Here is a 14008-nt window from a genome sequence, read left to right as displayed (position 1 = left end):
ACCCATGACTAAAGAACAACAAATTGAGCAAGGTTTAATCGCCAGGCTACAAGACCTCAAATACACCTACCGCAGCGACATTCGCGACAAGGCTAGCTTGGAGCAGAACTTCCGTAAGAAGTTCGAAGCTTTGAACCGAGTCAACCTATCCGATGCAGAATTCAACCGCCTCCGTGAAGAGATCATCACAGCGGATGTCTTTTTGGCTGCCCAGGCGCTGCGTGAAAAGGGGAAATTTACCCGTGAAGATGGCACTCCGTTGGAATACATGCTGGTTAATCTTAAAGACTGGTGTAAAAACGACTTTGAAGTAATTAGCCAGCTTCGTATCAACACAGATAACAGTCACCATCGCTATGACGTGATTCTATTGCTCAATGGCTTACCACTGGTACAGATTGAGCTGAAGTCACTACAGCTCAGTCCTCGCAGAGCGATGGAGCAAATTGTTGAGTATAAAAACGACATTGGCAACGGGTATACTAATACTCTACTCTGCTTTATGCAGTTATTTATCGTCAGTAATGGTAACGATACGCGCTATTTCGCCAATAATCGCAAAGAGCACTTCAGCTTTAATGCCGATGAGCGTTTCCTGCCCATTTATCAGCACGCAGATAAGAACAACAAGAAAATTGCTCATTTGCATGAATTTGCTAATGACTTCTTGTCAAAGTGTACCTTGGGTCAATTGATCAGCCGCTATATGGTACTAGTGCAAAGCGAACAAAAAATGCTCATCATGCGCCCGTATCAAATCTATGCCGTTAAAGCTATTGTGGATGCTATTCACCAGAACCGTGGTAATGGCTATATCTGGCATACCACAGGCTCTGGTAAAACACTAACGTCATTCAAAGCCTCTACGCTATTGAAAGATAATCCCGATATTGAAAAATGCTTATTTGTGGTCGATCGCAAAGATCTCGATCGCCAAACGCGAGAGGAATTCAACAAATTCCAGGAAGGATGTGTAGAGCAAAACACTAACACAGAAGCGCTTGTACACCGCATGTTATCGGAAGACTATGCCGATAAAGTGATTGTTACTACCATTCAAAAGCTTGGTCTGGCCTTGGATGAAAATAGCAAACGCAACAAGGCTCAGCAGAAAAATGGCAAACAGACCTATAAAGAGCGTTTGGAGCCGCTGCGTGATAAGCGCGTGGTATTTATCTTCGACGAATGTCACCGCTCTCAATTTGGTGAGAACCATAAAGCCATTAAAGAATTTTTCCCCAAAGCTCAATTGTTTGGGTTTACCGGCACACCTATCTTTGACGAAAATTCAAGTTATCAGCAAGTAAATGGTAACTTGGCCTCTTTCAAAACCACGGAAGATATTTTCGAAAAAGAGCTACACGCCTATACCATCACCCACGCCATTGAGGACAAAAACGTACTGAGTTTCCACATTGACTATTATGGGAAAGACGGTGGTAAAGGTGGTCAAACTAAGCCTAAGAAAAAAGAACTGCCACCACCTGAAGCGGTAATAAAAGCCATTCTCGACAAACACGATAGCGCCACAAATCAGCGCCGCTTTAATGCCGTGTTAGCAACAGCATCGATCAATCACGCCATCGACTACTTTGAGCTATTTAAAACGCTTCAAGCACAAAAGCAGTCTGAAGACGAAAATTTCGAGCCATTAAATATCGCCTGTGTATTCTCACCCCCGGCTCAGATCGCTAAAGAGAACGAGGGTAACGGCAATGGCAGTGGCAGTGGCAGTGGCAGTGGCAGTGGCAGTGTAAACGGCAACAAGAATGCGGCAGACATTAAGCAGCTTCAGGAAGACCTGCCCCAAGAAAGTGCCGACAACCAGGTAGAGCCGGAAAAGAAAAAGGCAGCCCTGATGGCGATTATTGCCGACTATAACGCGCAATACGGCACCAATCACACCATTAACGAATTTGACCTTTACTATCAGGATGTGCAGCAGCGCATTAAAGACCAAAAGTACAGCAATACTGATTACCCTCGTAAAAACAAAATCGACATTACCATTGTGGTGGACATGCTGTTAACCGGTTTTGACTCAAAATACCTCAATACTCTTTATGTGGATAAAAACCTGAAGCATCACGGCCTTATCCAGGCATTCTCGCGCACCAATCGTGTTCTGAACGACACAAAACCGTGGGGCAACATTCTGGACTTCCGTTATCAGGAAAACGAAGTGAACGCAGCAATTGAGCTGTTTTCTGGTGGGGCGAAAGATAAAGCCCGAGAAATCTGGCTGGTCGATCCAGCGTCCAAAGTGGTTGAGGCATTCCAGAAAAAGGTGGACGAATTGCAAACCTTTATGGAGTCCAAAGGCTTAAGCTGCGAGCCATCTGAGGTGCACAACCTGAAAGGCGATACGGCCAAGGCCGAGTTTATCAACCACTTTAAGGAAGTGCAGAAGCTGAAAACCCAGCTAGAGCAATACACTGAACTAGACGAAGAAAGTAAAGCCGCCATCGAACAAAAACTGCCAACAGATACTCTGCGGGGCTTTAAAGCCATTTACCTCGACACAGCTATGGAGCTAAAGCGTAAACAAGGTAAAAGTGATGACAACGAAGAATCGGTGGAGCAGCTTGAGTTTGATCTAGTGCTTTTTGCTTCCAGCATTATTGATTATGACTACATCATGGGGCTGATTGCCAAATCCACTCAAAAAACTGGCAAGCAGAAGATGACGCGCCAGGAGCTGATTGACCTGATCAGCGCCAATGCTAACTTGATGGAAGAGCGTGAGGATATTATTGCCTACATCAATAGCCTCAAGGCTGGTGAAGCGCTAAGTGAAAAGCAAATCCGCGAAGGCTACCAAGATTTTAAAGTCCAGAAAGCAACGCAGGCATTAACGCAAATGGCCGAGAAACATGGGCTGCAACCCCAATCGCTGCAAGCTTTCGTGGATGGTATTCTGGATCGCATGATTTTTGATGGCGAACAGCTAACAGACCTACTTGCCCCCTTGGGGTTGGGTTGGAAAACGCGTCGTTTGGCAGAGCTGGACTTGATGGAAGATTTAGTACCGTACTTACAAAAACAGGCCGATGGACGTGAGATTTCGGGATTAGATGCGTATGAATAAACAAAAGAAAGGATTGGTTCCTGAGTTACGGTTTCCTGATTTTGAAAAGGAGCCTAACTGGCCGTGTGTGCGATTGAATGCCGTGGCAAAAAGGTCAACAAGTAAGAACAAGGGAGAAAAAATCACTCGTGTACTGACTAATTCTGCGGTTGATGGAGTCGTAGACCAGCGAGATTATTTCGACAAGGATATTGCTGTTAAAGGGAATCTTGAAAGCTACTACATCGTTGATAAAGGCGATTACGTCTATAACCCGAGGATATCATCCACGGCACCAGTAGGGCCAATCTCGAAGAATAAGGTTGGCAAAGGGATAATGTCTCCGCTGTACACTGTCTTTAGGTTTAATAGCAAGACAAATGATTTCTTCGAGCAGTTTTTCAAGTCGTCTAAATGGCATGCCTATTTGCAAACTGTATCGAATAGTGGCGCTCGTCATGACCGTATGAGTATTACTAGTGGTGAGTTTATGGCCATGCCTGTTCCAAATCCATCTGAGTTGGAACAACAAAAAATCGCCGATTGCCTTGCCTCTATTGATGAGCTGATCGCGCTACATACTCAAAAGCTCAAATCCCTCAAAGGCCATAAAAAAGGTTTGATGCAACAACTCTTCCCAGCTGAAGGTGAGGCAGTACCCAAGCTGCGCTTTCCAAAGTTTAAGACATATGGAAAATGGTGCAAAGTAACTTTAAGTAGCCTCGGAGAGTTGGTTTCAGGTTTAACCTATAGCCCAGTAGACGTATGTGAGGAAGGTTTGCTAGTTTTAAGGTCCTCAAACGTTCAAAATGGCCAAATTTCTTTGGAAGATAATGTGTTTGTAAGAAGTGATATTAAAGGGGCTAACTATTCTAGACCCGGTGACATTTTGATTTGTGTACGAAATGGCTCGAAAGCGCTAATTGGGAAAAATGCATTAATTCCCGAGAATATACCCAAATGTACTCATGGAGCGTTTATGACTGTCTTTAGGTCAAATCGCTCAAAATTTATTTATCAGCTTTTTCAGACGTATGCATACGAGAGGCAGGTTGCAGCGGATCTTGGCGCTACAATCAATTCAATAAATGGTAATCAACTCAAAAAATATGAGTTTTATGTTCCAAATTCGGAGAAGGAACAAGATGCAATAGCAGATGTTCTATCGTCTATAGATGACATGATTTCGGCTCAGTCCGTTCAGGTTGATCAACTTAAAAATCATAAGCAAGCCTTAATTCAGAGGCTTTTCCCTATCATTGACGAGGTGATTTTATGACGGGAAAGCCAAAGATTAATAATTTCAATAGCCTAAGAAACGTCATTACTCGTATAAGAGACGATCTGCGCCAAAACGACAATGGTGGTGTCGATTTCGTTCTATTATATGCTTATAACGGAACAGGCAAGACCCGACTATCAATGGAGTTTAAAGACGCAGGAAAACGTAAGAGAGGACAAGACAGAGACACCCTTTACTTTAATGCGTTTACTGAGGATTTGTTTCATTGGGATAACGACTTGGAGAATGACGCAAACCGGGTGTTACAGATCAATTCAGACTCCAAGTTTTTTGAAGGCTTCAAAGAACTGGCCCTTGAAGAAAAGATCTTCGTCTACCTAGCTCGCTACAGTAACTTCAACTTTAAGATTGATTACGATAACTGGAGTGTAACCTTTAGCAAGCAGGTAAAGAATCCGCGATTTCGTCCGGATTCCGAAGAGTCTGAGACTATTGAGCAAGACAATATCAAGATTTCGCGTGGTGAAGAGAATATCTTTATCTGGTGTGTGTTTCTGGCTATATGCGAATTGGTGATTGATGGAGCAGAAGCCTACAACTGGGTGAAATATTTCTATATCGACGATCCTATATCATCGTTAGATGACAACAATGCCATTGCCGTAGGCTCTGATCTAGCGAAGCTCTTAAGACACTCAATCGGCAAAGTGAAAACGGTCATATCGTCACACCACAGCCTGTTTTTTAACGTTATGTGTAATGAGTTAAAAAAGCAGCCGCATAAATCTTATTTCATATACAGCCGTAATGGCGACGGTTATAGCCTTCAATCCACAACAGATACGCCGTTTTTTCATCATGTGGCCATGCTCAGTGAACTAAAGAAAGCCGCAGATGCAGGTAGGCTCTATGCAAACCATTTTAATGTGTTACGCGGAGTGTTAGAAAAAACCTCCGCATTTTTCGGTTTTAAGGACTTTTCTGGCTGTATTCACGGCATTGAGGATGAGGTGCTTTTCTCACGAGCCCTAAACCTGTTAAGTCATGGGGATTACTCATTGTTTGATCCTAAAGAACTTACCGAAGACAACAAACAACTTTTCAACAGCATTCTGAATGGGTTTCTGGAGCGATACACCTTCGATTTGCCTGATATCATGCCTAAAGGTAGATAACTACATGACCAAAGAACAACTTAATCAGCTTGGTAAAACCCTCTGGGATATTGCTGATCAATTACGCGGCGCGATGAATGCCGATGACTTTCGTGATTACATGCTGTCATTTCTATTCTTGCGTTATCTGTCCGATAACTATGAACAGGCAGCTAAGAAGGAATTGGGCAGGGATTACCCCGAACCGGGCGATAACGATCGTCGCACACCGCTAGCAATCTGGTATCAGAACAACCAAGCTGATATTGCCGATTTTGAAAAGCAGATGCGTCTTAAAACACATTATGTTATTGAACCTGCGTTTCTGTGGAGCAGTGTGGCCGAAATGGCACGTACTCAGCATACGGATTTGCTGGATACACTATGGAAAGGGTTCAAATATATTGAAGAGAAATCCTTCAACAGCACATTCCAGGGCTTGTTCTCGGAAATAAACCTACACTCTGAAAAGCTCGGCAAAAAGCCTGCTGATCGTAATGCCAAGCTCTGTACCATTATTCAAAAAATCGCCGAAGGTATTTCTGGTTTTAGTAATGCAAGGGACGATCTGGGTGATGCCTACGAATACTTGATTGGTCAGTTTGCTGCAGGTTCAGGAAAAAAAGCTGGTGAGTTTTATACGCCTCAACAAGTTTCTACCATCTTGTCAGCAATTGTTACATTAGACAGCCAAGACCCAACGACTGGTTCAAAGAAAAAAATTAAACAAGTGATGGACTTCGCCTGTGGCTCAGGCTCGTTGCTATTGAATGTACGAAACAGGTTAAGTGATAAAGGAGGCTCTATAGGTAAAATATTTGGCCAAGAGAAAAATATCACTACCTATAACCTTGCGCGAATGAACATGCTGTTGCATGGGGTAAAAGATACCGAGTTTGAAATCCATCACGGTGATACGTTAGAGAATGATTGGAATATTCTCAATGAGATGAATCCTGCAAAGAAAATGCAGTTCGACGCCATCGTAGCCAATCCGCCTTTCAGTTTACGCTGGGAGCCTACTGAGGCATTAGGTGAAGATTTCCGCTTCAAGAACTATGGTCTTGCTCCTAAATCAGCGGCTGATTTCGCCTTCCTTCTGCACGGATTTCACTTCCTCAGTGATGATGGCGTTATGGCTATTATTCTGCCGCACGGCGTTTTGTTCCGTGGCGGTGCAGAAGAGCGTATCCGTACCAAATTGTTAAAAGATGGACATATCGATACAGTCATTGGTCTTCCTGCCAATCTGTTCTTCTCGACTGGCATACCTGTTTGTATTCTGGTGCTCAAACGCTGCAAGAAGTCAGATGACGTATTGTTTATCAATGCCGCAGAACACTTCGAGAAAGGCAAACGCCAGAATTATCTGCTGCCAGAACACATCAACAAAATCGTTGAGAGCTATCAATTCCGCAAAGAAGAAGATCGATATTCCCGTCGTGTGTCGATGGAAGAGATTGAGAGAAACGGTTTCAATCTGAATATCTCACGTTATGTCAGTACAGCACAGGCAGAAAAAAGAATAGATCTGAAAGATATCCACAGTAAGCTAGTGTCATTAGAAGAAAGTATTAAGAGTGCAACTCTCACTCATAACACTTTCCTCGAAGAACTAGGATTACCACCACTTCCATTAGCCGAAAAAGACTAATCTGGAGTGATGTAACTTATAGGTGAAATATAGAGCCCAAATCATCAGTATTCGGGCTCTTTTTATCAATTTAGCCTTCAGTAAGGCAATGTTATTGATCTGCACAAGAAAGGTACTGCCAATATTATGTAAAGAATGAGCGTCCGCTTCACGCTCAGGCTGTGTGAAAACACCTGAGCACTTTTTGGTCTAAGCGATGGTTTCATACGATCAACCATTCTTTATAAACCCATGCCGCGGACTTACTTTTCTATTAAAATTATAAACATACAAGTGAACACTGCGGGTACCGACATGACCAATCACATTCAAGGACATGGCAGGCACCAGATGACATTGCTCCCAGATGCACTGGATGATTTTGTCACTGAAGATAACCCAGTCAGAGTAGTTGATATATTTGTAGATGGGTTACAGCTTGATTCTCTTGGTTTCAGAAGAGTTAACGCAAAGCGAACCGGACGGCCCGGATATCACCCTGCCACCCTACTGAAGCTGTACATTTACGGATATCTCAACCGAATTCAGTCCTCCCGAAGACTGGAAAAAGAGGCCCATCGGAACGTTGAACTGATGTGGTTACTTGAACGATTAACGCCTGACTTTAAAACCATTGCAGACTTTAGGAAAGATAACGGTGAAGGTATCAGGAATGCTTGTCGGGCCTTTATTGGCCTGTGCCGGCAAATGCAAATGTTCACTGATGTTGTTGTTGCTATTGACGGCAGCAAATTCAAAGCAGTAAACAGCAAACCGAACAACTTTACATCCCAGAAAGCCAAAGACCATATTGAGCGCGTTGAGCAAAGTATTACTTATTATTTAAACAAGCTGGATGAAGCCGACAAGAATACCGGGCCCGATGCAAGCACAAAGTTAACAGCCACTAAACTGGCCTGGCTACAAAAGCGTTTACGTGAACTTCAGGCAATCCAACACGCAGTCGCACAACAGCCAGATAAACAACTCTCTTTAACCGACCCTGACTCTCGGTTGATGAAAACAAATAATATGAACCGGCAAGTTTGCTACAACGTTCAGACAGCTGTGGATACGAAGAACCATTTGATTGTTGCGCATGAAGTCACCAATACAACAGATCGGGGGCAACTTGGTTCAGTGGCAACACTGGCTCAGAAAGCTGTTGGCCGGAAGGACATAACAGTACTTGCCGATAAAGGGTATTACAGTCGCAGCGATATTAAAACAGTTCTGGATAGCGGAGCCGTGGCTTTGGTGCCAAAGGGAGATACCTCTGGTGCTGAACGTAAAGGGCTCTATAACCGCTCAATGTTCAGATATAACAGGGAAAAAGATGTTTATGTATGCCCAATGGGCAACGAGCTTCAGAATCGATTTACCTCAATAGAGGACGGTCTGGAGCAACAATTATACTTTAACAATATTGCCTGTCGCGATTGCAGCCAGCGCTCCAAGTGTACCACATCAAAACGCGATCCAAGGCGTATACGGCGCTGGGTTCATGAGGCTGAAATGGAAGAAATGCATGCCAGACTTGAGGCATTTCCTCAAGCAGTAGTCATGCGAAAGCAAACGGTAGAACATCCGTTTGGGACAATAAAAATGTGGATGGGTGCAACGCACTTCTTGATGCGGAAATTTAAAAACGTCAGTACAGAAATTAGTCTGCATATATTGGCTTATAACCTGAAAAGGATGCTATCAATATGGGGTACTGAAGGATTGATAATTCAGCTGCAGGAACAATACGGCTAACGGTTCCAGCCATTTTATCCTCCAGTAACAACAAATATCAGGTTCTTCCCCGCAATAAAAAATTCTGAGTCACCCGAATAAAATCACAGATTACCTCGTCAACTTAAACGACATTATTAAAGCACAGATGAGAAATATTGTTTGGCTATTTGAAGCTATGAGTTTTCACACAGCCTGCGCTCACAGCGGACTGTCAGATTTTACTTGTTTCAATCTATAAAGCTGTTAGGTTAAATTTGTGTTAATACAAAATTGTCGCACCCAGAAGTTCCCCCACGTCAGCCCAACCATTTATCCACAGTTCCCCTGATTAATTTTTGCATAGTCAAACGGCGTAATGCCCTTCTCTCGGTTCGCATCCAGAAAGTCCGCCCACCATTGCAGCATCAACTTACGTTCATCGATAAACTCTGCCTTATGGACATAGGCTGCCCGCACAGAGTTACGCTCCATATGGCTCATCTGCCGCTCTACCGCATCCCTCGACCACAGCCCTGACTCTATCAACGAACTACACGCCATTGTGCGAAAACCATGACCACAGACTTCGACTTTCGTGTCATAGCCCATTACCCGAAGCGCCTTATTCACTGTGTTTTCACTCATCGGTTTACGTGGATCATGATCACCAATAAAAATCAGCCCTTGTTCTCCACAAAACTGTTTGATCTGTTTCAGGATCGCCAGTGCCTGCTTTGAAAGCGGCACCAAATGCGGCGTACGCATCTTTGATCCCCGGTGAGAATGTTTGACGCCGGGAATGGGCTCTCGTTCCGGCGGGATCGTCCACATTGATGTTTCAAAATCAATTTCTGACCAACGGGCAAACCGTAATTCACTAGAGCGAATAAAGATAAGCAGAGTCAGTTCCGTTGCCCAGCGGGTTAATGGTCTACCAGTATAATTATCTACTTTCTGAAGTAGTTCAGGGATACACTTTAATTCCAGTGCCGGTCGATGTTGCCTGTTTCCGGAAGCAACCGCCCCTGCCATTTCCTGCGCTGGGTTATAATCTATCAGTCCACTCTGCACAGCAAAGCGTATAATCGCGGTAGTTCGCTGTTGTAAACGGGCGGCGACTTCGAGTCGCCCGGATGACTCAACGGCTTTGATGGGTACAAGCAGATCCCGAGTCTTCAATTCAGCAATGTTCCGCTTACCGATGGCAGTAAAGAGATTATCTTCGAGGCTTTTCAGTACACGAGCGCTATGCGATGCAGACCACTTCTGATTGCTGGCGTGCCAGTCTCTGGCAACCACTTCAAACGTTATCGCCTCTTGTTCCTGCTCTACTTTAACGGCTTTCTTGTTCTCACTTGGATCGACACCATTAGCTAACAGCTTACGGGCTTCATCCCGGCGTGCCCGGGCATCCGCCAGCGAAACTTCAGGGTATTTCCCCAACGCCAGCATCTTCTCCTTACCACCAAAACGATAACGCAGCCGCCAGTATTTAGAACCGTTAGGGTGAACCAGCAACACCATGCCTTCACCGTCAGTAAGTTTATAGGCTTTAGCTTCAGGCTTAGCCGAACGAACTTTCACATCACTCAGAGCCATGATGAGTATCCTTTCAAGGGTCCTGTGTGGGTACAAACATAATCGAACCGGGATATACCCGCAGTTGTACCCGCATCAGTAAGTTGATGTAGATTGAATCAGGTTGACTTAGGTTGAGTGAAAAAGCGAGGAAAGCCTTGCGGATACTGGATTTCAGGCACAAAAAAAGACGTCCGTTGACGTCTATTGATGTTCCGATGGTGCCGAAGGCCGGACTCGAACCGGCACGTATTTCTACGGTTGATTTTGAATCAACTGCGTCTACCGATTTCGCCACTTCGGCACTGAAGGGGATGCGGAAACGTTGTGGATTATACCTGTCGCGCGCCGCCATGCAAGCGACGACGCGCGAAACCCGCGCTAAGTGCCCAAAAAACCAGCGCCCTTCGTCAGTCCAGCTCGGACACCGCCAGCCGAATCACCCTCGCCGCCTTCTGCTCCGGCAGTGCCAGCACCTTCGCCCACATCTCCTGCACCATATCGCAGGAGAGCTTCTCTTTGCCCGCCGCCTTCTCCGGCATCTGCAGCAGCTGGATGTCCTCGCCGTACTGATCGGCAAGTTGCTTCATAATCGGTCGGACATCCTCGACAGCCGCCTCGCGTTCGGCCTGCGTCACGGTGTGGCGGTTTTTGCCGTAGGCCGCGCGCATCATGTCGGCGTCGGCCTGCATGCGCCGGGCCATCAGGTCTTTATCCAGCATGCGCATCGGGTTCACGCCTCCCTTCACCATCGGGTAGAGGAAACGGAAGCAGGCGTCGTCGCTCACCTTCTGGATGGCGGCGGTCTGCTCCATGTTGATGGTCATGTAGTTCACCACGTTGGCGTCCGGGGCGTTTTGCAGGCGCGACATCTGCAGATGCAGGATCTGCGGCTGGATGGTGTCGATAATCTGCTGCTCCGGCTCGCCCGCTTTTTGCAGGGCGGCCATCTGGTCGAGGATGCGCTGATGCAGCGCGGGCTCCTGCTCCTTGATCACCTGCCAGGCGGGCATCGCGTTGAGGGCGTTATCCATCTGCCGTTCCGGAGCGCGCTGCCTGTCGAAAAACACCCAGAACGCCACGGAGGCAGCCGCAATGACGATAATCACAATACGGGTCCACTTTTTATTCATCTCGCATCCTTATCCTTGAGTTATGCCGGTTTACACCGGCACGCCGCTGTGGAAGCGAAACTCGTGGTCCGGTGTCGAGATAAGTGTGGCTTCAATTTCGCCAAAAAGCTGTATGCGCGGTGAGATATCGTCGTCGCTCACCTGCTGAGCCAGCGTCAGGTAGTCCTGATAATGGCGCGCTTCCGAGCGCAGCAGCGAGAGATAGAACTTCTGCAGGTCGTCGTCGAGGAACGGGGCCAGCGCGGCGAAGCGTTCGCAGGAGCGGGCTTCGATGTAGGCGCCGCAGATGAGCTTGTCGATTAGTGTCAGCGGTTCGTGGGTGCGCACGTCCTTCAGCATCCCTTTGGCATAGCGGCTGGCGGTGATTTTGACGTAGGGAATGTCGCGGGCCAGCATCGCCTCGCGCACCTGCCAGAAGTGGTGCAGCTCCTCTTTAATCAGCAGCACCATGCTGTCGATGAGCGCCTGTCCCCACGGGTCGTCGGTTTTGGGCATCACGCTTTTGCCAATCTGCCTGTGCAGGGCGATGAAGTCCGGCTCCGGGCCGTCGCGGAAGGTGAACTGTTCGTAGGGCTTGAGCCAGTCGAGCAGCGCATCGGCACCGCTTTCGTCGGCGACGTATTTACGCACGAGTAACAGCGCGGTCTGGGCGGCCTTGAGCTCGCACACCATATGGTCGGTGAGCAGCAGCGGCAGGTTCGCCGGGTCGCGGGCTTTATCAATCCATGCTTGCGGGGTCGGGCACTGGAGGAAGTTGAGTACGGGGGCGAGTATCTGCGGGTAATCCATGGTTCTGCCTTGAAAAAAGCGGTGGCGCGTGCCACCGCCTGAAACGCTTAGTGACGCACGCCGTCGTCGTCTTCGTCGACGTAATCTTCGTCGTCGCCTTCTTCGCCGTCTTCACCGTTCGGATCTTCGAAGTAGGTTCCCCAGCCGTCGTATTCCACTTCAAACTTCTCGGCCAGGTTCATCAGCTGTTCTACCTGCGCGTCGATCAGCTCCGCCTTCAGCGCGCCTTCGCTCAGGATATCGCAGCAGATGACGGTGTCGCCCTCTTCCACTTCCAGCTCTTCCGGCTCGGTCACTTCGTAACCCAGCTTGAAGGCTTCCACGGCCATTTTTTCCAGCGCTTCAAAGTCGTCCGCAGAGAAATGGTGTTCGATGGTGTACAGCGCGTCCGGATCGCTACCGTCTTCCAGCAGTTCTTCAATAATCAGACGCGTCTCTTCGCGTTGCTCTTCCAGTAATTCCGGGTTTGCCATGGGTCAATCCTCTTTAAAGTGCGGCAGATACTTCTATTTTCACACACGGACGGGTTTGCCTCCACCTTTGTTGGAAAGATTTGTGAAACGGGGTTGCAAATGAATAATTACACATATAAAGTGAATTTTAATTCAATAAGTGGCGTTCCCATGTGAGGATAAAATGTCTGATCTGTACAAGAAACACTTTCTGAAATTGCTCGACTTTACCCCTGCTCAGTTCACTTCTCTGCTGACTCTTGCCGCACAGCTCAAAGCCGATAAAAAAAATGGCAAGGAAGTACAAAAGCTTACTGGAAAAAACATCGCGCTCATCTTCGAAAAAGACTCAACCCGTACACGTTGCTCTTTCGAAGTTGCCGCATTTGACCAGGGCGCGCGCGTCACCTGGTTAGGGCCGAGCGGCAGCCAGATTGGGCATAAAGAGTCAATTAAGGATACCGCACGCGTGCTCGGGCGGATGTACGATGGCATTCAGTATCGCGGTCACGGCCAGGAAGTCGTCGAGACGCTGGCGAAGTATGCTGGCGTGCCGGTGTGGAACGGGCTGACCAACGAGTTCCACCCGACGCAGCTGCTGGCGGACCTGCTGACCATGCAGGAGCACCTGCCGGGCAAGGCGTTTAACGAGATGACGCTGGTCTACGCGGGCGACGCGCGCAACAACATGGGCAACTCGATGCTGGAAGCGGCGGCACTGACCGGGCTGGATCTGCGTCTGGTGGCCCCGAAAGCCTGCTGGCCGGAAGAGAGCCTGGTGGCGGAGTGCAGTGCGCTAGCGGAAAAGCACGGCGGGAAAATCACCCTGACGGAAGACGTGGCGGCGGGCGTGAAGGGCGCGGACTTTATCTATACCGACGTGTGGGTGTCGATGGGCGAAGCCAAAGAGAAGTGGGCGGAGCGGATTGCGCTGCTGAGGGGGTATCAGGTGAACGCGCAAATGATGGCGCTGACCGGCAACCCGAACGTGAAGTTCCTGCACTGTCTGCCCGCGTTCCATGACGACCAGACTACGCTCGGCAAGCAGATGGCGAAGGAGTTCGATCTGCACGGCGGGATGGAAGTGACGGACGAGGTGTTTGAGTCGGCGGCGAGTATCGTCTTCGACCAGGCGGAAAACCGGATGCATACGATTAAGGCGGTGATGGTGGCGACGCTTGGGGAGTGATTGACTCCTCTGCGGTCTGGTGCCCTCACCCCGGCCCTCTCCCACAGGGAG

10 protein-coding genes, 1 tRNA gene and 1 pseudogene are annotated in these 14008 nt (G+C 47.7%); 7 read left to right on the top strand and 5 right to left on the bottom strand.

Annotation, left to right across the window (positions count from 1 at the left end):
• Positions 1-4: 4 nt before the first annotated feature.
• The 5 genes from IM282_RS03690 (at position 5) to IM282_RS03665 (ending at position 8855) form a co-directional block, all read left to right on the top strand.
• Positions 5-3088 carry a type I restriction endonuclease subunit R gene (locus IM282_RS03690; RefSeq protein WP_192970134.1) on the top strand — a complete coding sequence of 1028 codons (3084 nt, stop codon included), beginning with the start codon at positions 5-7 and terminating at the stop codon, positions 3086-3088.
• The gene (locus tag IM282_RS03685) at positions 3081-4346 is read left to right on the top strand and encodes a restriction endonuclease subunit S (RefSeq protein ID WP_192970133.1); all 1266 of its coding nucleotides are present in this window, start codon (positions 3081-3083) and stop codon (positions 4344-4346) included. Before IM282_RS03690 ends, IM282_RS03685 begins: the two co-directional genes overlap by 8 nt.
• Positions 4343-5485: an AAA family ATPase gene (locus tag IM282_RS03680; RefSeq protein ID WP_192970132.1), complete on the top strand. Its 1143-nt coding sequence runs from the start codon at positions 4343-4345 to the stop codon at positions 5483-5485. The genes IM282_RS03685 and IM282_RS03680 overlap by 4 nt, the downstream gene beginning before the upstream one ends.
• A gap of 4 nt (positions 5486-5489) precedes the next feature.
• Positions 5490-7118: a type I restriction-modification system subunit M gene (locus IM282_RS03675; RefSeq protein WP_192970131.1), complete on the top strand. Its 1629-nt coding sequence runs from the start codon at positions 5490-5492 to the stop codon at positions 7116-7118.
• Positions 7119-7412: 294 nt separating this feature from the next.
• Positions 7413-8855: an IS1182 family transposase gene (locus IM282_RS03665; protein WP_192970129.1), complete on the top strand. Its 1443-nt coding sequence runs from the start codon at positions 7413-7415 to the stop codon at positions 8853-8855.
• Positions 8856-9146: 291 nt separating this feature from the next.
• Here the strand turns inward: IM282_RS03665 and IM282_RS03660 are convergent, their stop codons facing one another.
• From IM282_RS03660 to rraB, 5 genes are all read right to left on the bottom strand, one after another.
• Positions 9147-10415 carry an integrase arm-type DNA-binding domain-containing protein gene (locus IM282_RS03660; protein ID WP_192970128.1) on the bottom strand — a complete coding sequence of 423 codons (1269 nt, stop codon included), beginning with the start codon at positions 10413-10415 and terminating at the stop codon, positions 9147-9149.
• A 198-nt stretch (positions 10416-10613) separates the two neighbouring features.
• Positions 10614-10698 (bottom strand) — tRNA-Leu (locus tag IM282_RS03655).
• A 106-nt stretch (positions 10699-10804) separates the two neighbouring features.
• The gene (locus tag IM282_RS03650) at positions 10805-11527 is read right to left on the bottom strand and encodes a topoisomerase II (RefSeq protein WP_192970127.1); all 723 of its coding nucleotides are present in this window, start codon (positions 11525-11527) and stop codon (positions 10805-10807) included.
• Positions 11528-11557: 30 nt separating this feature from the next.
• The gene (gene miaE / locus IM282_RS03645; RefSeq protein WP_032625253.1) at positions 11558-12316 is read right to left on the bottom strand and encodes a tRNA isopentenyl-2-thiomethyl-A-37 hydroxylase MiaE; all 759 of its coding nucleotides are present in this window, start codon (positions 12314-12316) and stop codon (positions 11558-11560) included.
• Between the two features lie 47 nt (positions 12317-12363).
• Positions 12364-12789: a ribonuclease E inhibitor RraB gene (gene rraB, locus IM282_RS03640; RefSeq protein ID WP_017694625.1), complete on the bottom strand. Its 426-nt coding sequence runs from the start codon at positions 12787-12789 to the stop codon at positions 12364-12366.
• Between the two features lie 99 nt (positions 12790-12888).
• Here rraB and IM282_RS21835 point away from each other — a divergent pair.
• Positions 12889-12983, top strand: a pseudogene (locus IM282_RS21835) (hypothetical protein).
• The gene (argF, locus tag IM282_RS03635; RefSeq protein ID WP_192970126.1) at positions 12953-13957 is read left to right on the top strand and encodes an ornithine carbamoyltransferase; all 1005 of its coding nucleotides are present in this window, start codon (positions 12953-12955) and stop codon (positions 13955-13957) included. Before IM282_RS21835 ends, argF begins: the two are co-directional and overlap by 31 nt.
• The last annotated feature ends 51 nt before the right edge of the window (positions 13958-14008 follow it).

Source organism: Enterobacter cloacae complex sp. P29RS, assembly GCF_014893445.1.
Classification (GTDB): domain Bacteria; phylum Pseudomonadota; class Gammaproteobacteria; order Enterobacterales; family Enterobacteriaceae; genus Enterobacter; species Enterobacter intestinihominis.
The sequence above is the reverse complement of the archived record's forward strand: the minus strand, read 5'-3'. Positions and strand labels throughout refer to the sequence as shown.